The 23,300-nt window shown below is 45.2% G+C and carries 22 protein-coding genes and 1 riboswitch; of the genes, 9 read left to right on the top strand and 13 right to left on the bottom strand.

Translation table 11 applies throughout. The features are described from left to right. Nucleotides 1-10 precede the first annotated feature (10 nt). Entirely contained in the window at nt 11-568 is a 558-nt protein-coding gene (locus BLQ60_RS12800; RefSeq protein ID WP_092621289.1) for a hypothetical protein, read from the top strand. 55 nt (nt 569-623) lie between these two features. On the opposite strand, the gene BLQ60_RS12795 is transcribed toward BLQ60_RS12800, so the two are convergent. The 3 genes from BLQ60_RS12795 to BLQ60_RS12785 all read right to left on the bottom strand — a co-directional run bounded on the left by BLQ60_RS12795 (nt 624) and on the right by BLQ60_RS12785 (nt 4,383). Then, the gene (locus tag BLQ60_RS12795) at nt 624-2,069 is read right to left on the bottom strand and encodes a Na+/H+ antiporter family protein (protein WP_092621285.1); all 1,446 of its coding nucleotides are present in this window, start codon (nt 2,067-2,069) and stop codon (nt 624-626) included. 171 nt (nt 2,070-2,240) lie between these two features. Beyond that, entirely contained in the window at nt 2,241-3,152 is a 912-nt protein-coding gene (locus BLQ60_RS12790) for an alpha/beta fold hydrolase (RefSeq protein WP_092621371.1), read from the bottom strand. 319 nt (nt 3,153-3,471) lie between these two features. Further along, a complete protein-coding gene (locus BLQ60_RS12785) occupies nt 3,472-4,383 on the bottom strand; it encodes a LysR substrate-binding domain-containing protein (RefSeq protein ID WP_092621282.1) in 912 nt (303 codons plus the stop codon). Nucleotides 4,384-4,501: 118 nt separating this feature from the next. On the opposite strand from BLQ60_RS12785, the gene BLQ60_RS12780 reads away from it, so the two are divergent. The 6 genes from BLQ60_RS12780 (at nt 4,502) to BLQ60_RS12755 (ending at nt 9,526) form a co-directional block, all read left to right on the top strand. Then, complete coding sequence (locus BLQ60_RS12780) at nt 4,502-5,185, top strand: FMN-dependent NADH-azoreductase (RefSeq protein WP_092621368.1); 684 nt, start codon at nt 4,502-4,504, stop codon at nt 5,183-5,185. Between the two features lie 122 nt (nt 5,186-5,307). Next, complete coding sequence (locus BLQ60_RS12775; protein WP_092621279.1) at nt 5,308-6,246, top strand: ABC transporter permease; 939 nt, start codon at nt 5,308-5,310, stop codon at nt 6,244-6,246. 41 nt (nt 6,247-6,287) lie between these two features. Then, the gene (locus BLQ60_RS12770; RefSeq protein WP_171259114.1) at nt 6,288-7,169 is read left to right on the top strand and encodes an ABC transporter ATP-binding protein; all 882 of its coding nucleotides are present in this window, start codon (nt 6,288-6,290) and stop codon (nt 7,167-7,169) included. A gap of 103 nt (nt 7,170-7,272) precedes the next feature. Next, the gene (locus BLQ60_RS12765) at nt 7,273-8,274 is read left to right on the top strand and encodes an isopenicillin N synthase family dioxygenase (RefSeq protein ID WP_092621272.1); all 1,002 of its coding nucleotides are present in this window, start codon (nt 7,273-7,275) and stop codon (nt 8,272-8,274) included. Between the two features lies 1 nt (nt 8,275). After that, a complete protein-coding gene (locus BLQ60_RS12760) occupies nt 8,276-9,175 on the top strand; it encodes a hypothetical protein (protein ID WP_092621268.1) in 900 nt (299 codons plus the stop codon). Nucleotides 9,176-9,193: 18 nt separating this feature from the next. Then, complete coding sequence (locus BLQ60_RS12755) at nt 9,194-9,526, top strand: SMR family transporter (protein ID WP_092621265.1); 333 nt, start codon at nt 9,194-9,196, stop codon at nt 9,524-9,526. A gap of 132 nt (nt 9,527-9,658) precedes the next feature. Here BLQ60_RS12755 and BLQ60_RS12750 read toward each other — a convergent pair whose 3' ends face one another. The 6 genes from BLQ60_RS12750 to BLQ60_RS12725 all read right to left on the bottom strand — a co-directional run bounded on the left by BLQ60_RS12750 (nt 9,659) and on the right by BLQ60_RS12725 (nt 15,137). Beyond that, the gene (locus tag BLQ60_RS12750) at nt 9,659-10,687 is read right to left on the bottom strand and encodes an ABC transporter substrate-binding protein (protein ID WP_092621262.1); all 1,029 of its coding nucleotides are present in this window, start codon (nt 10,685-10,687) and stop codon (nt 9,659-9,661) included. A gap of 52 nt (nt 10,688-10,739) precedes the next feature. Continuing rightward, nucleotides 10,740-12,539: an allophanate hydrolase gene (gene atzF / locus BLQ60_RS12745; protein ID WP_092621259.1), complete on the bottom strand. Its 1,800-nt coding sequence runs from the start codon at nt 12,537-12,539 to the stop codon at nt 10,740-10,742. Nucleotides 12,540-12,622: 83 nt separating this feature from the next. Then, nucleotides 12,623-13,108, bottom strand: a complete 486-nt coding sequence (gene nikR / locus BLQ60_RS12740) for a nickel-responsive transcriptional regulator NikR (RefSeq protein ID WP_092621256.1) — start codon at nt 13,106-13,108, stop codon at nt 12,623-12,625. Nucleotides 13,109-13,188: 80 nt separating this feature from the next. Then, nucleotides 13,189-13,320 carry a hypothetical protein gene (locus BLQ60_RS14210; RefSeq protein WP_280137882.1) on the bottom strand — a complete coding sequence of 44 codons (132 nt, stop codon included), beginning with the start codon at nt 13,318-13,320 and terminating at the stop codon, nt 13,189-13,191. A 373-nt stretch (nt 13,321-13,693) separates the two neighbouring features. Continuing rightward, nucleotides 13,694-13,936: a hypothetical protein gene (locus BLQ60_RS12730; RefSeq protein WP_092621250.1), complete on the bottom strand. Its 243-nt coding sequence runs from the start codon at nt 13,934-13,936 to the stop codon at nt 13,694-13,696. Continuing rightward, nucleotides 13,926-15,137 carry an MFS transporter gene (locus tag BLQ60_RS12725; RefSeq protein ID WP_213030479.1) on the bottom strand — a complete coding sequence of 404 codons (1,212 nt, stop codon included), beginning with the start codon at nt 15,135-15,137 and terminating at the stop codon, nt 13,926-13,928. Before BLQ60_RS12725 ends, BLQ60_RS12730 begins: the two co-directional genes overlap by 11 nt. Nucleotides 15,138-15,337: 200 nt before the next feature. Here BLQ60_RS12725 and BLQ60_RS12720 point away from each other — a divergent pair, with 200 nt between their 5' ends. After that, nucleotides 15,338-16,075: a hypothetical protein gene (locus tag BLQ60_RS12720; protein ID WP_143005223.1), complete on the top strand. Its 738-nt coding sequence runs from the start codon at nt 15,338-15,340 to the stop codon at nt 16,073-16,075. 47 nt (nt 16,076-16,122) lie between these two features. Here the strand turns inward: BLQ60_RS12720 and BLQ60_RS12715 are convergent, their stop codons facing one another. From BLQ60_RS12715 to BLQ60_RS12700, 4 genes are all read right to left on the bottom strand, one after another. Further along, on the bottom strand, nt 16,123-16,458 hold the full coding sequence (locus BLQ60_RS12715; protein ID WP_092621362.1) for a hypothetical protein: 336 nt from the start codon (nt 16,456-16,458) through the stop codon (nt 16,123-16,125). 186 nt (nt 16,459-16,644) lie between these two features. Beyond that, nucleotides 16,645-20,265 (bottom strand): urea carboxylase, encoded by a 3,621-nt coding sequence (gene uca, locus BLQ60_RS12710; protein ID WP_092621244.1) that lies wholly within the window; start codon nt 20,263-20,265, stop codon nt 16,645-16,647. 17 nt (nt 20,266-20,282) lie between these two features. Further along, nucleotides 20,283-20,936: an urea amidolyase associated protein UAAP2 gene (locus BLQ60_RS12705; RefSeq protein ID WP_092621241.1), complete on the bottom strand. Its 654-nt coding sequence runs from the start codon at nt 20,934-20,936 to the stop codon at nt 20,283-20,285. Between the two features lie 54 nt (nt 20,937-20,990). Then, complete coding sequence (locus tag BLQ60_RS12700) at nt 20,991-21,791, bottom strand: urea amidolyase associated protein UAAP1 (protein ID WP_092621238.1); 801 nt, start codon at nt 21,789-21,791, stop codon at nt 20,991-20,993. Nucleotides 21,792-21,857: 66 nt separating this feature from the next. Then, a riboswitch (guanidine-I (ykkC/yxkD leader) is annotated at nt 21,858-21,967 on the bottom strand. Between the two features lie 280 nt (nt 21,968-22,247). Here BLQ60_RS12700 and bioB point away from each other — a divergent pair. Then, on the top strand, nt 22,248-23,255 hold the full coding sequence (gene bioB, locus BLQ60_RS12695) for a biotin synthase BioB (protein ID WP_092621359.1): 1,008 nt from the start codon (nt 22,248-22,250) through the stop codon (nt 23,253-23,255). Nucleotides 23,256-23,300 lie beyond the last annotated feature (45 nt).

Raw genomic sequence — 23,300 nt, 5'->3', positions numbered from 1 at the left:
TCATTTTTGTTTGATTAATCAAGACACTGTACCCAATCAACTGACCGAAGCCGACCTCGCCACAGCGTACAATAATATCGGGCTCACCTATAGTAAGCTCGGACAATATGCATGGGCGAAAGCATGGTATGCGCTGTTGCCAAAGGATAAAAAAAGCCAGTACAACCTCAGCAAACTGCCGAAAAATCTCTATCGCAACCACAATGTGGTAGGAGAATATGTCAGTTATGCAGGGCAAGGTGCATGGGATATGGTGACGGTCACGGATCAGGGTGATCATTATGGCGTGGAATTTTATGGTTTACGAATGGGGCTTTTCGGGCTGATTTATGGGCCAAATTTGGGCGAGTTTCATATCAAAATGACCAAGAAAAATGGCGGGACGAACAGTAAAGCCAGCAAACATCATGCAGTATATCGCTACGAAGATTGTCAGATTGATTTAGATTTTTCTAATGCGTCACTGAGCAAACAGTTTGTTCAAGTCAAACAAACCAAAGGCGATGTTTCTAGCTGTGGTTTTGGGTATGGTGTCTATGCGAATGGTGTTTATCAAAAAGTGAAATAAACACCATCGCTTAGAGAAGTTAACGTTCTTTCAGATCATGCTTATAAATACAGGCTTATAAATACATCGCCGCAATCCAACCAAAGATCAGCAGTGGGATGTTGAAGTGCAAAAAGGTCGGCACCACGGTATCCCAAATATGATCATGTTGATCATCTGCATTGAGTCCTGCTGTCGGGCCAAGGGTCGAATCCGAAGCTGGAGAACCTGCATCACCGAGCGCCGCTGCTGTTCCAATCAACGCCACAGTCGCTAAAGGTGAAAAACCAAACTGGGCACACAGTGGCACATAAATCACTGCCAAAATCGGTACGGTCGAGAACGATGAACCGATGCCGAGTGTCACAAAGAGACCAATTAACAACATCAAAAATGCCGCCAACGCCTTATGCCCACCAAGCTCAGCCATCACGCCTTGGATCAGACTTTCGACCTGACCTGTGGCTTGCATCACCGAGGCAAAACCTGATGCGGCAATCATGATAAATCCGACCAATGCCATCATACGCATACCTTGTACAAAGACATCATCGGCTTGTTGCCATTTAAAAATCCCTGCTGCCGACAACACTGCAAAACCAACCAATCCACCCAAAATCATTGAGCCCGCATAGAGCTGTACGCTAATGGTGAGTAGCACGGCAAGACACGCCATCAATAAGGTTTTCTTGGCAATTTGAGGCACATCATGCGCTTCGGACTGTAAACTTTGTCCGTCTTGCTTTAATACCTCATCTTGCTTTAATACGTTGTCTTGGTTGAGCTGATTTTCGGTTTGAAGCGGTTGTTCCAAGTCCATTTTTTGTACACCAGCAACCGCCTGCATCTGATAATGACGTGGTTTGCGGTAGCTGATAAAGACCGCCACCAACATGCCGAGGAACATCCCCGCAACAGGAATCGCCATTCCCACAGGCAACATCCAGCGCTCGACTTGCAGATTATATTTGGCGCCAACTTCATTGATATTGCCCATCAAAATCTGCTCTAAGAAGATCGAACCGAATCCGACAGGAAGCAACATATACGTCCCCACCAAGCCCATAGTCAGCACACATGCCACCGCACGGCGATCTAGTTTCAGATGATTCATGACTTTGAGCAGTGGCGGAATCATCACTGGAATAAAAGCGATATGTACAGGAATTAGGTTTTGCGAGAAGATCGCTGCCACAAATAAAATCGCAAATAACACATATTTGAGTTTTGCCGTCTTGGCTTGCTCCGCTTCTTGACCAAGTAAGCCAAGGAGCTTGTGTGCCAATAAATCGGGCAAACCCGACTTAGACAATGCCAAAGCAAATGCACCGAGCACCGCATAGGATAATGCCACCTCAGCACCACCGCCCAAGCCCTCATTAAAGGCTTTGACCGTATCCGAAATCCCCAAACCTGCAACCAGACCACCGACAATGGCAGAGATCACCAAGGTTAACACCACCGATACCCTCGCCAACGACATGGCAAACATCAGTAAAATTGCAATCACAACTGCATTCATGAAAAGTACATCAGCAAAAATAATGCGCTATTCTACCAGCCACATTGCGCAAGGTCGAAAAAATCTCAGTCATTCCCTGCAATGTCTTTTAAGTATTTCATTTTGCGAATATTTATAACGATGATCTTTTTAAAGTCACTATTTTTTCAGCGGATGTTTTAAGTCACAGTTTTACGACGGATGTTTTAAAGCAAACGATCGAATATATTTTGCAATCTCTTTTGGCTGACTCAAAATTGCCCAATGATTGGCATCGACTTCAACTCGGCTAAAATCTTTGACCCAACAGGGCATTTCATCCATATATTCTGCACTGACAAAACGATCTCGCTTGAGCACGATCGCCTGCACAGGACACTGCGCATAACGGGCTCGAGGATGGCGCAATGTCGCCATAAAATTGGCACGATAGAGTGCAATACCCTGCCGACCATCTTGTGTCACCAAGGTGCTGGCAGGCAAATGATCTTGTCGCTCCAACTGCGTCAACAGCTTTTGCCAGCGCTGTGCGGAACTCAAGCGCCAATAACTCGGTGCCAAAAACGGCAGATGAAATAAGCCGATATACCACGATTTTCCCAACATCTTGAGTGCATGGATTGGCTGAAGGCGCATGGCTTTTTGCAAATAAGAATAAGCATGATCCAAGCATGGCCCTGAAATGGTCGAATAGGACAAAATCTTGCATTGAAAACTAGGCTCAGTCACCGACTCCCAAGATTGAATCGAGCCCCAATCATGCGCCGCCAAATGAAAGGCACGATTTGGAATCACTTGTGTGGTTACTGCATTCAAATCTGCGGATAACTGCGCCAAGCGATAGCTGGATAATTTCTTCGGCACACTGGAACGACCAGCACCTCGCACATCATAGCTGATCACATAAAAGTCTTGGATTAAATACGGGATCACCAATGCCCAGACGTCTTGATTGTCTGGATAGCCATGTACCAGTACCATCGGTGGGTTGTGTGCGTCTCCCCAGCATTGCACAAAAAGTTGTTCGCCATCTGAGCAGTTGACCCAATGTTGTGATGTGGCGGGCTGTGCCGATGTTGGTACGAATGCTTGTACGTTTTGCATATTCGTTTTTTGTTTTGTGCGCATGTTTTTTCCAATTCATTATTTCAGTTCAAAGCAATTCATTTAAAAGTGATTCATTTAAAAGCGACTCAACTCAAAACTGTTGATTTCAAACAATTCCTTTTAACAGCGTCAACTCAACCCAATGAAATCCGATCGGTGCTTCATGGATGCCACAAGAGTATGACCTAGAGCAACTGGCGATGAATTGACCTGAATCAGTGCAATGGCTTAAAAATGGTCAAATGATCCAGCGTTCAGCGTTATGATGAAGCGCCCGAACCATCACATTAAAAGCGAAAAGTCATTTTCAACCGTATCAAACCCCATCCCGTGGTCTCGTTTGCGTCTGTTGTTCTAACCATTGGCAAAACACCTGAACCGCTTCATTATCCTGCGACCGTTTTGGTATCATGGTGTAATAATCCAAACCCTCAAGTGGCGCTGAAAGCTCCTGCATATTACAACTGAGCCATTCATTTTCCAGACTTTGGGTAATCAGCATTTGATTAAGTATGGCAATACCCTGCCCAGCCAGCGCCGCCTGATAGACCTGCATTTCATCTTCAAAATATTGAATTTCAAAATCAAAACGTGTTTTTAGAAATGACGAAATCGCCTGCTCATAATCGAGCTGTTTCAGATTTTTATTTTTGAGCTTCACACATAAGAATTTCCACACTGTTTGCTCTGCCAAATGTTGCCAATAGCTCGGTGTTGCCACGCACTGTAGATGATCCGCACACAAGCGCTGACTATTTTCCTGCGTGTTTTCCTGTGCTGAAAACGCACCATAACGAATCGCTAGATCACTGTTCAGATCGTGCTCTATGTCGATGAGCTGATCATTGGCTCGAATCTGCACATCAATCTCTGGGTGCAATTGCTGAAATTGACTGAGCCGAGGCACCAGCCACATCGCCGCAAAGGCATGTGTGGTGGAAATGGTCAGCGTATTGGCGCTGCTTGCGATTTGCTCAAGACTATGCTGAATCATCGCCAAAGACTGCCGTACACTTTGCGCCAAAATTTCACCTTGTGGGGTCAAGCTCACCGCACGGGTTTGACGATGAAACAGCTTGATGGAAAGCTGATCTTCCAACAGCCGAATCTGGTGCGAAATCGCCGTTTGCGACACAGATAATTCCTGCGCCGCCAATTTAAAACTGTGTAATCGAGCTGCCGACTCAAAACTTTTTAATGCTTTTAATGAAGGCAATTGTGCAAACATGGCAGGTACTCAAAAGGTCATGGCTGAATTATTTGCATCTATACGAAAATTTATCCCTTTTGTCAAAAGCACAACGCATCCGCACAATAAAAATTTCCTTGATCACGAGTACATACTCATGCGCCACATTTTAAGATTAGATGCCAGTGTCCGCCACAATGATGCAACACAGCCTCAACATCGCTCCATTTCCAAACAGCTGGGTGACTTATTTATAGACACGTTTCTCGCCACAAGGCTGAATACGACTGCTGAAATGTCAATCATGCATCGAGATTTAAGCCAACATCCACCGCACTTTATTGATGCCGAGTGGCTGGCTGCGGTGTTTAGTGAGCCGTCGGCACGAAGTGAGGCACAATCTGCGTTATTGGCAGAATCAGATCAGTATATTGCCGAAGTTGAAAAAGCCGATGTGATTTTGATCACCACGCCGATGTACAACTATGGCATGCCTGCGGTACTCAAAGCATGGTTTGATCAAGTGATTCGTATTCACAAAACCTTTAGTTTTGATCTGGAGCGAGGTGATTTTCCACTGGAACCGATATTTTCCAATAAAACCTTGGTTTTGCTCAGCTCTACAGGCGAGTTTGGCTTTGAACCTAGCGGGATTCGTGAACACATGAATCACTTAGGCACGCATATTAAAGTGCTCAGCCATTATCTTGGTGCCCAATATTTTTATGACATTCGCTGTGAATACCAAGAGTTTGCAGATCAACGCCATCAAGATTCTTTGGAAAATGCCAAGCAACACACCATCGCTTTGGCAAAGCGTTTAAGCAATAGCGCACATTAAAAAGTACACCATCTAAAAATCGCACTATCTGAAATCACATCGAATGAGTACGCTCAAAATGGCATCAATATTGCTTAAATAATATTACGATTCTCAAAAAAAGTAATACTAGGCGATAGATTATGGTGAATACTGCGCTATCCAAGCGAAAAAAGCTGATTTACAGCCTTTTTTCCTTTCTGATACCGATCCTGATTTGGTGTGCGGTGAGTTATTTGCCCTTTGTTTGGCATCCGCAAGTCGAGATTACCAACTCGGGAAGTGTGTCGTACTTCCAAGTCGGCAGTCGCATCGACAAAAGTGTGTTTTATCTTGAAGCACAAAATGCCGTCAATGAGGGCAATGCACCACCTGAAGGCAAATTAGCCAATCCAATTTATTTGCCTGCGCCACATGAGGTCGCCAAAGCGCTGGTGACTTCGTTTACCACACCGCCTGCGCAAGCTGATGCGCCGTGGTTACATCAAAGTCTGTGGCACAGTATCAAGATTGTCTTTATCGCTTTTTTTATCTCCTCGATGATCGGTGTCCCGCTGGGGATTTTGTGTGGATTTTCTGGCACGATTTCCAAGCTCACCGAGCCTTTTGTCGAGTTTTTCCGCTATTTGCCTGCGCCTGCTTTTGGTGCTTTGGCGGTGGCGATTCTGGGGATTAATGATGCGCCAAAGATCGCCATTATTGTGATCGGGACGCTATTTCAACAGATTTTGATCATAGCCAATACCACCCGCATGGTCGATCGTGGCTTGGTTGAAGCTGGCTTTACCCTCGGCACCAATAAAATGAAAAGTTTATTGCATGTGGTGATTCCTGCGGCACTGCCTGATATTTATCAAAATCAACGGGTCTTGCTCGGCTGGGCGTGGACATATTTGATCGTGTCTGAGCTGATTGGTGCAACCTCGGGGATTACATGGTTTATCACCCAACAAGCTCGCTATCAAAACTTTGACAATGTGTATGCGGCGATTCTGATCATCGGCATCATCGGCTTGGCATGTGACTTTATCCTAATGAAACTCGGTGAGCGCATGTTCAAATGGAAACAAGGAGCAAAATAATGACTGAACACTTCGATGCAAATGTCGTTGACGAACACATCTTGGATGAACAGAGATATGATCAACACGCCTATTTTGAACAGATCTATGCCCGTCCAGTGATCTTAGAATCCAAAAAACTCACCCAAGTTTTCCAACATGACAATGTACAACGTACGATTTTGAATCAAATTGATCTAAAGATTCATCAACGTGAATTCATCTGCATCATTGGCCCATCAGGTTGTGGTAAATCGACCTTGAGCCGTGTGGTGGCTGGACTGGATCATTTTGATAGCGGTGAAGTGCTGATGGATGGTTCGCCCATTCACGGCACCTCGCCTGAACGTGGCATGGTGTTCCAAGGCTACACCCTGTTCCCGTGGAAAACCGTCAAAGAAAATGTCATGTTTGGTCCGCTGATGAAAGGCATGAGTCGTACCCGTGCCGAAGAAATGGCACGAGAATGGATTCACATCATCGGTTTGGATAAATATGAAAATCAATATCCACACCAACTTTCTGGTGGCATGAAACAACGTGTTGCGATTGCACGTGCCTTGGTTAATGAGCCCAAAATATTACTGATGGACGAACCTTTTGGTGCACTCGATCCGCACACTCGACAAAAAATGCAAAAGCATCTGCTCGATCTGTGGCAAAACATCAACATCACTATCTTATTTGTCACCCATGATATGGATGAGGCAATACTACTCGCCGATCGCATCGTGGCGCTTAAAGCCAACCCAGGTGAGATCAAAGAAATTATCGAAGTGAATTTGCCTCGACCACGCACGCCAGAACTGATGCAAAGTGATGCCTTTAAACAGCTCAAAGCGCATGTCAATCAGTTGGTACATGCCGATGATGATGCACATGATCCTGCGATGGATAATTTGCCAGAGATTCCTCGGATGACGCATGTCAGCAACACGAAATAAACCATTTTAAATCATTAATTTCAGAGGTGCTGAATTCGGACTCGGGACGACCCGATGTCTATTATCCTATTTTGCTGGACGACCAGCCCAAAGGTGAATGCACATGCAAACAGATCAATATGTTCTACCGATGGTCGATATTTCCAAACTCAATAGCAACGATTTGAATGATCGCCTAGAGGTTGCAAAAGCACTTGATCAGGCTTGTCGTGAAGTTGGCTTCTTATATATCAAAGGTGATCAACTTCAGCCCAAGCTTTTTCAACATCTCATAGAGATTTCAACGCAGTATTTTGCCCAGCCTGAAACCGAAAAAATGCGCCACTATATTGGTTTATCGAAAAATCACAGTGGCTATGTACCGATCGGTGAGGAACAATTCAAAGAAAATGTCTACGATCTCAAAGAATCTTATGACATCAATTATGATTATTTGCTCGAGGATACTCGCCCCCTACTCGGTCCGACCCTATGGCCCGACTTTCCAGATTTCAAAACCACTGTGCAAAGCTATTACCAACAGGTTAAAAGTGTTGGGCATCAGTTATTCAAAGGCTTTGCACTGGCATTGAATTTAGATGAAGATTACTTCGGCGCCCACTTACAGCATGCACCAAGTCAATTGCGTTTGATTCACTATCCGTATAATCCTGATGCACAAGATGCTTTCGGCATTGGCGCTCATACCGATTATGAATGCTTTACCTTATTACTGCCAACTGCACCAGGGCTACAAGTTTTGGACAAATCAGGCGAATGGATCGATATACCGCTCATCGAAAATAGTATGGTGATGAATATCGGCGATATGATGGAAATCCTCTCCAACGGACGCTATCTCGCCACCAAACATCGGGTCAAAAAAGTCAAAGAAGAACGCTACTCTTTTCCGCTATTTTTCTCCTGTGATTACGATTATGTGATCCAATCAGTGATCCCAAATGAAGCCCCAAAATATGCACCGCTCAAAGGGGGTGAGCATTTATTTAATCAAACAGCACAGACTTTTGGCTATTTAAAAAAGAAAGTTGCGTCAGGAGAGATCGTGCTGGAAAATGCCCGACCGCTGTATTCCTTTGGCATGAACGAACAGCAGGAGGTGTGATATGGCACATCTCTTGGATTTATGCGCGCAACTGCCGATCAGTCAAATAGAGGATGTTCAGTTCCCAAACTATCTTTTGGGCTGTTTTCGCCGAAAAAGCATTAGCTTTTTCAATGGACTCACCGATGAAGAAACCATTGTCTATTGGTTTCAATCACGCACATTTAGCATTGATTTGCGTCTCAGCGATGGACAGGATACGCCAATCTGCGAACGCCAAGCATGGATTGGTGACACACTTTGGGATGATCAGCAACAGCTTTTGTCATGGCATATTGATCAAGGTTATCAAACACGAACCCAGTGGCCAGAACCTGCAAAGCTCTATCCTATCGGCAATGCCGTGCTGGAGTTTTCACCATCGAATGCCTATGTCGAAGATTGGCGCCAACAAATCAAGACAACACAGCCTGTATCCCTGCTTGGCTTAAGGCTGAAATATGTCAAACATGTTGAAACTGGTGTACAGCACATGATGGATGGTGGATTAATTGTTTGTGGTGACACATTAGTATTTTGCCGAAGTCGCTTGCCCGATCAGCAACAAAAATGCGCCCAATATTCAGACCTACAACTTGCACTCAATGCGGGCAATCTTAGCGAACAAGACATCAATAGCTATCTGCTTTCGATTGCCTTGCAGGATGGCAGTATCGCTCATAGCACACAGGATCAGCAGGTTGGCCAGTCGATTGCATTGGATCATTTTGAGTTACTTGATACTGGCATGCTCAAACAACATAGTGAAATTGCGGGGATAGCCTACGATTTTTATTTTGAGCTAGACCTGTATTTGCCTGTATTTCATCCACTGCAAAGCACAACCACGACTGCACAAACTGAAAGATGGATGGATCAAGAGCAATTACATTTACGCCATCATGCTACCGTGGTGCACTAATTTACCGAGTGAGGACGCATGTTGCCCTATCTTTATCTTGCTGTAGCGATCATCGCTGAAGTCATCGCCACTTCAGCGTTAAAAGCCTCCAATGGCTTTACCGTATTAGTGCCATCATTGATCACAGTGCTTGGCTATGTGGTGGCGCTATTTTTCTTATCGATGACTTTAAAATATTTCCCTGTCGGCATTGCTTATGCGATCTGGTCTGGGGCGGGCATTATCCTGATCTCATTGGTGGGCTGGACGGTGTTTAAGCAGTCTTTAGATCTGGCTGCGATCATGGGCTTGGGGTTGATGATTTCAGGAATTATTGTGATTAATCTATTTTCTAAAAGTACCCATATTTAACTGTTGCGCTGATGCGTTTGGCTCATTCATTTTGATCCAACATGACCTCGTAAACTCATTTGATCTACTTATTTCGTCCCATAAAAAAATCCGCACGCATTAGATGGTGCGGATTTTTTGCAGCTTAATCGTTTATTTTAAACTTTCGATCAACGCCGGATTGATCAAGCCATCGGCATCCACTTCGGCGGTGTAAATGCCATTTTCCACGTTGAACTTATTGACGTGATAAGTTGAACCATAGATTGAGTCAAAACCTGTACCTTTGGTAAACACGGTTTTATTGGCAGCCAAATCAAGCAGATGCGTCCCACCGACAAATTGTTCATATTGTGCTGGATCGACACCAACTCGCTTCGCCATGATTTGCACAGCTTCCTCATGTGTGGCTGGATCATTGATAAATTTAACGGTTTTATCCCACACTTGGATGACTTTTTTCCACTCTTCTTTGTGCGCAGACAGATGGGTCATGTTCACGGAAAGCGTGTCATAGATCAGACCCGGCTTGTCTTTGGATGAATAAATAATTTTTGAACCAGCCACCGCTTTTAGCGCTTGGTTGGCTACGGGTTGCCACACTGCAATCGCTGAAATATCTGGGCTGGCAAAGACTTGTGGCAATTCATTGGTGACTGAGTTGACCAATTTGATGTCTGCACTTGGAATTTTCGCATCAGTTAATGCAGTTGATAACAACAAATGATCTACCAAGCCTTTTTCAGTCGCAACAGACTTCCCTTTGAGATCAGCAAGACTGTTGATGCCATCTTTGGCGATGATCACATCATTACCTGCCGAATAGTCGGTTGCCATGATCATGATGCCTTTGGTGCCACCCGTTGAGGTAATCAAGTTATCGCCATTGGTGACCAGCACCGCATCAAGCTGATTTGCCGAAAATGCATTCAATGAGGATGAATAGTCAAACCATTTAAAATCCACATTTAAGCCTGCTTCTTTGAGCCAGCCTTTCTCAATGGCAACTTGCCAAGCAACAAAGCCAGGCCAATCACTATAACCAATACTAATCGTATCAGTTGACGTGCTAGCACTTTGCTCGGCTTTTGGCTGAGCTTCTGGGACTTTGGCGGTGTTGTCACACGCCGTTAAAAACATACTGAGCATCACGCCCATCGATAAAGTTGCGGTACGAATCATAGGACTTCCCCTTTTATAACTGATAAGAACGTGCTGATTTAAACGTGTGAATTTAACCGTTTAGCGAGGCGATATATTTTCGCCAACCGCCAAATTCACTGATATTGATTGCATCTTCGAGCGCATAGCCTTCACAAATAAAACCTTTTACCCACGAGCCATCTGCAAGTTGGACATTGCCAATGCCAAGTGGTGCAGGTACTTCAGCTACGATTGCACCGAATAATGCCTTTGGAATCTCCCAAACTTCGACCTCGATCGACCGTCCTTCGGGGTGATATTGCAAACCTGGTTTTGGCGGTGTGGTATTTTTGAGGGCATACAGTTGATAATTTGCACTGGTCGTCGTTTTTTGCAGTAAAACGCCTTGTCGTGTGGTCAATTGAAAATTGAGTGGCATGCCCGACAGATGTGCGCCTACAACCGCCAAACGTACAGAATGCGTTGATTCTATTGCCCCTGTAGATTGATAAGTCTGCGCTGAACGCCCCAATGGTAGATTTGAAAGCGCTTGCCAAGCCTGACCAAATCGTGCCAATGCCTGATCATGCCAAGCCTGACTAATCAATGTCATGCCACTCGGCAAGCCATCTTCACGCATCACATTCGGCAGCGCTAAGGCGCTTAAATCCGCCAAATTGACAAAATTGGTATAGGCACCCATATGACTATTCTTGGTCAATGGATCGGCTTCAACCTCATCAATGCGATAAATCGTCGGTGCAGTCGGCACCATCAACGCATCAAACGGCGCAAGCGCTTGTTGAATCAGATTTTGTAAATGCGCCCGACGATATTCAGCCTGCATCACATCCGTTGCGCTAAAGCCATCTGCTTGACTGATGATCGAAGCAATCACAGGATGACAATCCTGACGTGTCACCATGCGCTCAACTGCCACCGTTCGCTCTGCCACCCATGCATCGTTATACAATGCAGATGCCAAGTCATTAAAAATCGTAAAATCAATGGCTTCGACTTCATAGCCGAGTGTTTTGACTTTTTCGATCGCCAACTGAAAAGCCTGTGCACTTTGCTCATCCCCATAAAACTCCAGTTGCTGGGGCACAGCAATTTTGCCTTTGCTAAAACCGACAGGGACATTTTCTGGATGTGTTCGTGAATAGTCATCTGAGGCATCTTTGCCCTGCATGATACCTGCCACTTGCCACGCATCATCGACAGTCAGAGCAAAGATCGAGATCACATCCAAAAGGCGACACGCTGGCACCAAACCCGTGCTGGAGAACCAGCCTTTAGTCGGCTTGAGTCCCACAATATTGTTGTGTCCCGCAGGCACACGTCCCGAGCCCGCAGTATCCGTACCAAGCGCAAATGGCACCATGCATTTTGCGACCACAACGGAAGAACCTGAGCTTGAGCCACCACTAATATAGTCTGCATTAAAACTATTTTTGACTGCGCCATAAGGCGAGCGTACACCGACTAGACCTGTAGCAAATTGATCAAGGTTGGTTTTACCAATCACGATTGCACCTGCCTGCTTGAGCTTTTGTACCACCGTTGCATCGTCACTTGCCAAATACTTGGCGGCTTCACAGGCTGCGGTGGTATGAAATCCAGCCACATCAATATTGTCTTTGACCGCAAATGGAATGCCAAACAATGGAAATTTTGCATACAGCTCAGCCATTTGCAGCTCAGTGTGTAGATTAGTACAGTGCGCTTGCAATTGATCGATTTGCTGTTGCAGTTGTGCGTGATCCGCACGTTCAATCCACGCATGATCATCATTATTCAACGAATCCACATAAGCCAATAAATCGCTTAATTGAATGCGTTGCTGTTGATACGCCTGTTGCCAATCTGTCAGTGTCCACAAGTCTTGCACGTGATTACCCTTCGTCTGTATTTGCCAATCTGTATAAAAATAAATCGTGTGTCGTCAAATGCATCATGCTGTTACGATGCACTTTATTTCAGCGCATTCTGTTCTTGCGCATTCTGTTCCTGCTCATTTTGTTCCTGCTCATTTTGTTGTAGCGGTGGCATCACCGCATCCATCAACTCCAAATGTCCTTTGATCACACCTTTGACTGCGACAAATTGTTGGCTAATGCATTGCAATTCATTACTCATGCCTTGCAACAGCATCACCTCTAGGATTTTGTCTTGATCCAGCTGTACCGTCAGTGAGCTAATCACTTGCTCCAAATGCTGATGTTGCAACTCTGCCAACTGCGCCCGAATATTGGCAAAATTACGGTCATAAAGCAGGGTCATGGTGCCGACCATCACGGCATTCGCCGTGGCTTGCTCAGCGATCAGACGGTAATTGATCATATCGACCAAGGCTTTAGAACGGCTGTCGAAGCCTTGTTGTTCCACCAACTGATCGAGCAAACTCAGGGTTTCTTCGGGCACCGTGATGCTAATCCGTGTTAATTTCTGCTTTGCCATACGCCGACGCCCTGCACTTATGATGTCTGTACTTATTGTTTCTAAACTGGCTATTTCTGCACCTACTATTTCTGTACTTGCTATTTCTGTGCTTGGTCATTGGCACCATAATAATGGCTACGATAAAAATTGGCTCGAGCAGTCAAAAGCTGTGCCATACACGCCAAGAGTTGACGGCTCATCTGTTGAAATCGTTGTTGAATCTGTGACATATTCATACTCCACATTAAAATATTACTTTTATGAAATTTCGTAATACTTGTATTGATTAATGCAGAATCTATGCCATATTGCGCAATTGACAATGCAATGGCTGGATAAGCGTGAGTTGGTGCGATGTTTATCATTGTTTTGCTTTAATTTTTATTGAGTTTTGTCGCTGTTTTTCTTTAGTTTTTTCTTTGCTTTCGCTTTATTTTTTTCTAAGTGATCAATGGCAACTCTGCCCTTTTCTAGGCATTGTGCTGTTAAGCGTTTTATATGAATGATTTTGTTGAAAAATGCATCAATCTAGCGCAAAACCCTGCGCAGACGACTTGAAATAGTGCAAAAGTAAAGCATCTGTGAAATATCAACAGACCCCAATTAATGTGGGCAAAACACTGCACTGATATGCTCAAATAAATCAGGCGTTTGAGACCATAAGCCAATTGAAAGTCCCAATAGCAACACGGCAATAGATATGATCCACCAAAACTGTGGACGTCGAAGTAGTGCAGTGTTTTGCGGGGTGAATGCCGTCACCGTGTTGTTGAGTTCTGTTTGATTTGACTGTGCTTGATTTGACTGTGCTTGATTTGATTCGGCTAGACTGATTTTAATTGTCATGGATCACCGCCTGCTCTTTGACCATCAGATGCACCAATACCCCAAACACACTCAGTGCTATCGAAAACATCCAAATGGTATTGTAGTTGCCTGTCACATCATGGTTCAGCCCACCGAGCCAACCACCGAGGAACGAGCCCACCTGATGGGTGAGAAAGACGATACCGCTCAGCATCGACAAGTAACGCACACCAAACATTTGCGCCACCAAGCCATTGGTTAACGGTACGGTAGATAGCCACAAAATACCCATCACCACCCCAAAAGCATAAACACTATAGACCGTCAGTGGCAACAGTAAAAATGCAACAAAGGCGATGCCACGCAAGCCATAGATCAGCATCAGCAATCGGGTCTTGGAATAACGATCACCCAGCCAACCTGCACCATACGTGCCGACGATATTAAACAGCCCAACCAAGGCGAGAAATACCGTGCCCGTGGTCGCATCAAAACCATGATCAATCAAATAACTCGGCAGATGCACACCCAGAAAGACCACCTGAAAACCACAGACAAAAAAGCCTGCTGCCAACCACCAAAATGATGCATGTTTGGCGGCGATCTTCAGCACACTGGAAAATTGTAAAGGTGGAGACGATGCCGTGATCGGTTTGGCTTGACCATTTTCACGAATCCATAATGAGAGTGGCACGATCAAGGCGATCAATACCGCAGAGATCAATAACGCCGCCGACCAGCCATAATGTTGTATCAACAACAATGTGGTCGGCAACATAATAAACTGCCCGAACGAGCCCGCCGCACTAGCAATCCCCATTGCCATACTACGCTTCTCTGGCGCCACCGCTCGCCCTACCGCCGAAAGCAATACCGAAAACGAGGTTGCAGATAATGCTAAGCCAAGAATAATGCCCAGACTGAGATTGAGCAGCCAACTACTTGAGCTAAATGCCACCAAAATCAGCCCGAGTGTATACAGCACACCACCCACCGCCACCACAATCCGTGTACCAAACCGATCCGCCAATGCACCAGTAAACGGCTGTACAAAACCCCAAATCAGATTTTGCATGGCGATCGCAAGGCTAAATACTTGATGTCCCCAATGAAACTCCGCACTCATCGGTGTCAGATATAAGGCAAAACCATGACGCACGCCTAACGACAGCCCGAGAATCAAGGCACTGGCAATAATCATATATAACAAGGTTTTGCGGTGATCTTGTGCAATACTCATCGGCGGACTCAACGGCTAAGGTACAAAGCGGAAATACATTCATCCCATATGAAATGTCGAGGCATTATAAAGTGTTCTCAATCTGTTTCTCTAGCCATTCTCTTTCAAAAGCACCCAGACTTTAGACCAAGGCAAAACATAGAGTTCAACAGGAATTTCATTTACAATGCGGATATGCAGTGTGCAATGGACAATAAAAGATGAAAAAAATATTCGGATTATGTTTCGCAGTGGCGCTCATGGGATGTAGTGAACAAAAAGAGCCCGTGAATGTCGAAAAACCACAAGCCAAAGTCGAACCAGCACAAGCTAAAAAAGAAGACGCCATACAATTTACTGAACAATTAGAAGTTGCGCCTGAATTAAAAGATTTTCAGCCCTATGAGCTAGGTGAATTGGTGAAAAACTTAATGCCCGATGCGCAACAAAATCAACCGCTCCAAGTCTGGCAATGGGAGCATTTAGCCAATGATGCAAAAATTCTATGGCTCACAGATAGTTATAAACAAGAGGAAAATGCCTATACCTCGAGCACAGTGTCCTCTCGTGAAGGATTGGCACGTGTGCATCAGCTGGGTGCACGTGTTTCAGAACTCAAAGACCGTAAATATGAGTTGCCTTGGCTTATTCGTTTTGAAGGTGCTGATGCAAGATTTGGGGTCACCTTAATCAATTTACGTCCGAATACCGATGTCATGGTCGGCTTTGATGATCCGATCCCATCACTGAAAAAACAAGGCATCAAGATCACGACCATTTGTGATCAACGCTATGCTGGTGAGGAGGTCAATGTATCGTTATTGGAAGCATCAAACAAGCAACCGACCTATTTGATTGATCGTACCAGTAGTGGCTCTCGAGGGGAAAGTCGTTGGTTAGAGCTGAGCTTACAAAATTTAAGTACCGAATGGTGCCCTGATGATAGCTCTGAAGTGTGATATGCCATTTCAGATGATGGCTCTGAATAACTAAAAGTAGAGAAAATTTAATTTGACATACCTGTTATTTTTATTTTGAATTTACTCCACAATGTTATTTCTATAATGACCTGATAAGGGGAATTAAATATTATTTTCATGACTTGCTTACGTCCATCTAAATGAAAGTTTTCTAAATTTTCCAAATAAATATCAGTGATCACGTTAGACATGTTATTTAGGACTATTCTAACACTATCCTCTACATGACCGATGTATACTATTAATTCATTATCCTCCTCATCTAAGAATCGTAATTTTTGTACATAATTTTCATCGATACTACAATCACAACCGAATTCGGAAGCTAATTCATCACATGATGGAATAACAAATTTTGGCATTATGTTCTCTTTAATGATGGTCATCGGAAATATACAAGCAAGTCTAAAAATTTCTGACGCCTCGCAATTTTAAACCAACATATCGAATCCACATTGCCCCTAATACATTAAAACGCAAAAAACCTTGCTCACGAATGAACAAGGTTTTTTAAGGATGGTATTTACAGCTTCTCGTGACAGCGTTCGCTAGATGGCATCAAGGACAAACAACACCTGCCCTGTCTTCACCGCATTGCCCTTATCTGCCAAGACTTGATGCACTTTCATACGCTCTGGCGCAACGATCGGGATTTCGATTTTCATCGCTTCGATCACCGCCAGAGTCTGCCCTTCTTCGACCACATCGCCAACAGCACATTCAACTTTCCAAATCGAGCCAGGCATGTGCGATTCCACCGCCATACCATGTTCAGGAATGTCGATTTCACTATCATCACTGACATCATCGGCACTATCTGAGATATATTCAGCAAGTCCTGCCTCATGCCAGCGCTGACGTTCAGCTTCAAAGTTGGCTTGTTGCACCTGTTTGAAGGCTTGGATACTCTCGGCATTTTCATTTAAGAAGGCATTGTATTCCTTGAGATTGAGCACGCCTTCTTCAATGCGAATTTGCAAACGCCCCGCTTTGAAATCTTCTCGCATGTCGAGCAATTCGGCTTCGCTGACTTCATAAAATTTAATTTGGTCAAAGAAGCGTAGTAACCACGGCTTATCCACCTCGAAGTTGTCATTACGACGATAGCGACTCCACATTTGCGTGGTACGCCCAACGAATTGATAGCCCCCCGGTCCTTCCATGCCGTAGACACACATATACGCACCGCCGATACCGACTGCATTTTCAGGTGTCCATGTCCGTGCAGGATTGTATTTGGTGGTGACCAGACGATGGCGTGGATCAAGTGGCGTTGCCACTGGCGCACCAAGATAGACATCACCCAAACCCATCACCAAATAGTTGGTGTTATAGACCACATCTTTGACTGCTTGTTTAGACGCCAAGCCATTGATACGGCGGATGAATTCGACATTGTCAGGACACCACGGCGCATCCTCACGCACCAGTTGCGTGTATTTTTCGGTGGCAAGTTGGGTTTGTGAATCTTCCCAAGCCAATGGCAAATACACGGTACGAGATGGGACTTGCATATTTTCAATATCAGGCAATTCGCTTTCTGCCTGTTGCAACATCTGAAGTAAAGTTGGCTGATCAAGCACGGTCGCATCGAAATGGATTTGTAGCGAGCGAATCCCAGGTGTGAGATCGATAATGCCGTCAATTTGATTATTTTGGGTGTGATCTTTGACCCATTGCATCAACGCATGAATACGGAAGCGCAAATTAAGATCTAAGACCAAATCGCCATATTCAACCAACAGATAATGATTGCCTGCAGGACGGTAGACCACGTCAGGCGCACCATTTACACCACTTTGACGAGCCAATACCGCATCTTGCAAAGTCTCTGTTTCAGCTTGGAAAGTGGCGGAATAATTCCCCATTGCCACGCTGTCTTGCTGTATCTCGGCTTTATATTTCAAATTTAACTGTTGCGCTTGTGCATAACTGACAGGGATAAATTGTACCTTATCCCCTGCTTTGAGCTGTCCGAGCTTCCACAGCTCCGAATGAATCACCACCGCAGGACAAACAAAACCACCCAAACTCGGGCCATCTGGACCAAGGATAATCGGCATATCACCTGTAAAGTCGATCGCACCAATCGCATAGGCATTGTCATGAATATTCGATGGATGTAGACCCGCTTCACCGCCATCGGTACGTGCCCAATCTGGCTTCGGTCCAATCAGGCGAATCCCTGTACGGCTCGAGTTATAGTGAATCTCAAACTCATGCGCAAAGAAGGTGTCAATATCACTTGGCGTAAAGAAATCAGGCTCACCGTGAGGGCCATACATCACAGCGATTTGCCATGTTTTTTGGAAATTTGGCTTGTCGTTTTCACTGAGTGCGTGTTGGCTTTGTTGTTCGACTGGATTGGCAAAAATCGGCAACATATCACCAATCAATAGGTTACGCCCTGCATGCCCGCCAAACTGACCGAGTGTAAACGTCGCCTGACTGCCTAAATACTCAGGTAAATTCAAACCGTCTTTGATACCGATATAACTACGGCAACCCGTGCTGATTTTGCCACATTTCAGCACTTGTCCTTTTTTCACGGCGACCGTGGCATACATGGCTACTGCTTCACCGTCTAGGGTGGCACTCATCTCACCGCCTGTGATGACGATCTGACTATCACAATGAAACTTTAAGGTTGGCCCTTGCAAGGTGCATTCGAGCCCAGCGGTGTTGTAGGCATTACCGAGTAATTGGTTAGCAACATTCAGACTCAAGGCATCCATCGCGCCTGACGGCGGCACACCGACATCCCAGTAGCCCAATCGTCCTGTGACATCTTGCACCGCTGTCTGAATCCCTGCCTGCAAGACTTCGATTTTTTGCACTTGCCATGTGAAGCTGTTGAGGAAACGAGTGGTCTGTGTGCCTGCTTGGAATACTTCACCTGCAACGATGTTTTGTAGATATTCCAAGTTGGTTTCAATGCCTGCGATTTTGGTCTGTGCCAAGACATCGCTCATCGCCTGAATCGCATCTTCACGATCATCTGCCGTGACAATGATCTTGGCAATCATCGGGTCATAATATGACGACACATTTGAGCCCGTTTCTACCCAAGTTTCCACACGAGCACGTGGGTCAAACTGCACATCTGTCAGCAAGCCCGCACTCGGCTGGAAATTTTTCACAGGGTCTTCGGCATACAAGCGCACTTGGATCGAATGTCCTCGTGGCGCAGGCAAGCTCGCAGGCAGCTGCAAATCGCCACTTGCCAAAGTCACCATCCACTCAACCAAATCCACCCCAAAGACTTGCTCAGTCACACCATGTTCGACCTGCAAACGGGTATTCACCTCAAGGAAATAAAATTCTTGCGTATCGGTGTCCATCACGAATTCGACCGTACCCGCTGAGCGATATTTCACCGACTGCATCAGTTGAATCGCAACTTTTTGGATGTAATCTCGCTGTGCATCGGATAGATGTGGTGCTGGGGTTTCTTCGATCACTTTTTGGTTACGACGTTGCACTGAACAATCCCGTTCACCCAATGCCAACACATGCCCTTGTCCATCACCGAAGATTTGTACTTCGATATGACGGGCATTTTCGACAAATTTCTCCAGATAAATGCCTGCATCTTTAAAGTTGGCTTGCGCAAGATAAGATACGGTGGCGTAGGCTTCTTTGAGTTCTGATTCATTCCATACCAAACGCATGCCGATCCCGCCACCGCCTGCGGTACTTTTCAGCATCACAGGATAGCCAATGCGTGTTGCTTCGCTGAGTGCTTCGGCTTCATCCGCCAACAAGCCACTACCTGGGAGCAATGGTACTTGACTTTGAATCGCCAACTCCCGAGCCGTGTGTTTGAGTCCAAATGCCAGCATTTGATCGGCGGTCGGTCCGATAAAGGCGATGCCGTTTTGATCACACAAATCACTAAATTCTGCATTTTCAGACAAGAAGCCATAACCAGGGTGAATGCCTTGTGCCCCTGTGCTTTTGGCGATTTCGAGGATTTTGTCGACATTCAAATAGCTTTTGTTGGCAGGCGCTTCACCGATGCAATAGGCTTCATCCGCCATACTGACATGCAAGGAATCACGATCTGCTTCGGAGTACACCGCCACCGATTGGATGTTGAGTTTTTTTAAGGTGCGGATAATACGACAGGCAATCGCCCCACGATTCGCAATCAGTACTTTATTAAACATATCAGCTCCTTGGGTGCTTAAGCCTGATCACGAACGATCAATTGGATACGGGTTGGGTTGTAGGCATTACATGGATTATTCAGCTGTGGACAGTTGGAAATCAGCACAATTAAATCCTGCTCGGCACGCACTTCGACATATTTTCCTGGTGCCGAGATGCCATCATCAAACTTGAGGTGCCCGTCACTGGTCACGGGCACATTCATAAAAAAGTTAATATTTGGACCAATGTGCTTGACACTCAGCGCATGTTTTTTGGCGATTGGATGGGTTGCCAAAGCATACATATAGTTGTTGCGACAGCTATGCATCGGATATTTATCATGCGAGTAACGCACGGTGTTGCTTTCACAAGAACACGCACCGCCCAAGGTATCGTGACGCCCACAGTTATCATCGACAATGGTGGCGATCGGCTGGGCAAAGTTAGAGTACAAAGTGGTGCCTTTCTCAAGATAAATCCGTTGATTTTGCGCAATAGTATCGGTGGCGCTATAACGCTCTTCGGGATTGTTTGCCGAGAAGAATAAGGTGTCTACGGCTTGATTGCCTTCAAGGTCGACGATACGAAATAATTGCCCTTTTTTGACTTCGCACATCCATGCGTCGCCCGCAAGACAGACTTCACTTAAGGTACTGTTTTCAAACTGTTGTAGTGCTAAATTGCTCATCATAATGCTCCAAATGCCGATATTGATCTTTTTTCTCAGTGCTGATGCAACACTTTAGTACGCACCTTGCAGGGCGTAGTAGCGTGCGTTATTGGCAAAACCATTCTGGTTTTGCTGGCATGAATCTCGACAGACGTCCTGCTCAGCCAACGCATTGGCTTTGAAAAGTTTCATCTGAATATCCGCAGGTGCATAGGTTTCGCTACGATCTAAGCCGTGTGGCGCATTGGATAAAAACACTAAACAATCCATTTCAAAGCGCAGTTCGAGCACATTACCTGTGTTATCACTGTCGATATAACTGAGCTCACCCGCATCATTTGGACTGACTTTGGAAAAGAGATTGACCGTTGCAGTCAGATCACTGGCACTGAGTGAAAACTTGGTCATCTCGATTAACAGACTTTCTACACCATTGCGATACATGGCATTGCGTGCATCTTGAAAGCGCTGTGTACCAAACTGCTTGGCAATCTGCGCTGGGGTACTTGGTCCACACATCGCATCATTCCAACCATGATCATCTCGTACAATCGATGCCATCACCCGCCCGAGATCGGAATACAGCACATGACCTGTAGATAAATATGCAGTGTGTTGCCCCTTCAAACTGTCTGGCATGTTGAAGCGTTCGAGTTTATCCGCTGCATTGACACAAAATAGCGAGACATTGGCATGTTTGCCTAACGATTCAAATTGCAATACCGTGCCACGTTGCACTCGACCCGACCAATGATGACCACTCGGCAACAATTCTTCCCACAGCGCTTGCCCATTGTGATAGCTGTTTTGCCCAAGTGCATTGTTTTGGACGTTGCTTTGAGCATGATTTTGAGCATGGTTTTGCAGACTCATAATGACTCCTTAGAGATTTTCGATTTTTCCTGACAGTCTGAGCGCACCCAAGTGCAAAGACCGCTGATCTCCCGGGCTTTTATCCCGCCGTGTAGTTCGTGCGAACCGTCATCTCTCGGTCCAGTCATGTACGCAGATCATCTCATCACGCCATCGGAACCCTAGATCACTTTGATATATGCAAAATAAAGAGCAAAACCTGTGCCAATTTAGTAATACTATTTTTATAAAAAGTAATACTATTTTGGTGCAAGATCCCAGCTGCGTGACAAAAGGTGCACTCTGATCAAGCAAATTGATTCATTTTTAAACAGAATCAGCACAATTTTATGCCGATGAAATTGGTATGCTTTTTGAAATAAGAAAAATCTAAGTAAGGCACTGAAAATTATTTTTGAACGATTTTTTGAACGAGTTATTAATTATCTAATGGCATATATTATGAACACAGCACAGATGCAACACTTGGAACATTGCCGAGTCCCACGCAACGACTGGACTCGAGCAGAAATTCACAGCCTCTATCAACTGCCGTTGATGGATTTATTGTTTCAGGCGCAAAGCATTCATCGCCAGCATTTTGAAAAAAACACCATTCAAGTCAGCACTTTACTCTCAATCAAAACAGGAAAATGCCCTGAAGATTGCAAATATTGCTCGCAGTCTGCACATTATGATGCCGACCTCGAAGCGGAAAAACGCATCGCCGTTGATAAAGTGATCCGTGAAGCGCAAGCCGCCAAAGCCTCGGGGTCTTCACGTTTTTGTATGGGTGCAGCGTGGCGCAATCCGCATGAGCGAGATATGCCCTATGTTTTGGAAATGGTCAAAGAAGTCAAAGCACTCGGGCTAGAAACTTGTATGACTTTGGGGATGCTCAACGCTTCCCAAGCCACCCGTTTAAAAGATGCAGGACTGGATTATTACAATCACAATCTCGATACCTCACGTGAATATTATACCAATATCATCAGCACCCGTACATTTGATGATCGCTTAAATACGTTGGATCATGTCCGTGATGCAGGCTTAAAAGTCTGTAGTGGTGGGATTGTTGGACTCGGTGAATCTGAACAAGATCGCATCGGTTTACTGCATGAATTGTCTACGTTGCCAATTCATCCTGAATCTGTACCGATCAATATGTTGGTGCCTATCGCAGGGACACCGCTTGCTGATGTCGAGAAGTTAGATGTGATTGACTGGATTCGCACCATTGCGACTGCACGGATTCTCATGCCGAAAAGTTATATTCGCCTGTCTGCGGGTCGTGAATCGTTGAGTGATAGTGATCAGGCATTGACATTTATGGCTGGGGCAAATTCGATCTTCTCGGGTGAAAAACTGCTGACCACACCGAATGCAGGACAAGGACGAGATCAACAACTCTTTGCCAAACTGGGCTTAGTTGCAGAAAAACCACAAGTGAGTGTCCGTGAAACTGCCGTCGATGCAATGGCGTAAAATACGATCGATCCCAAATCCTATTTGAAAAAGCCAATCTGAAAA

The organism is Acinetobacter marinus (assembly GCF_900096915.1).
In the GTDB taxonomy this organism is placed as follows: domain Bacteria; phylum Pseudomonadota; class Gammaproteobacteria; order Pseudomonadales; family Moraxellaceae; genus Acinetobacter; species Acinetobacter marinus.
Note: the sequence above shows the minus strand (reverse complement) of the source record. Positions and strands in the feature narration are given on the sequence as shown.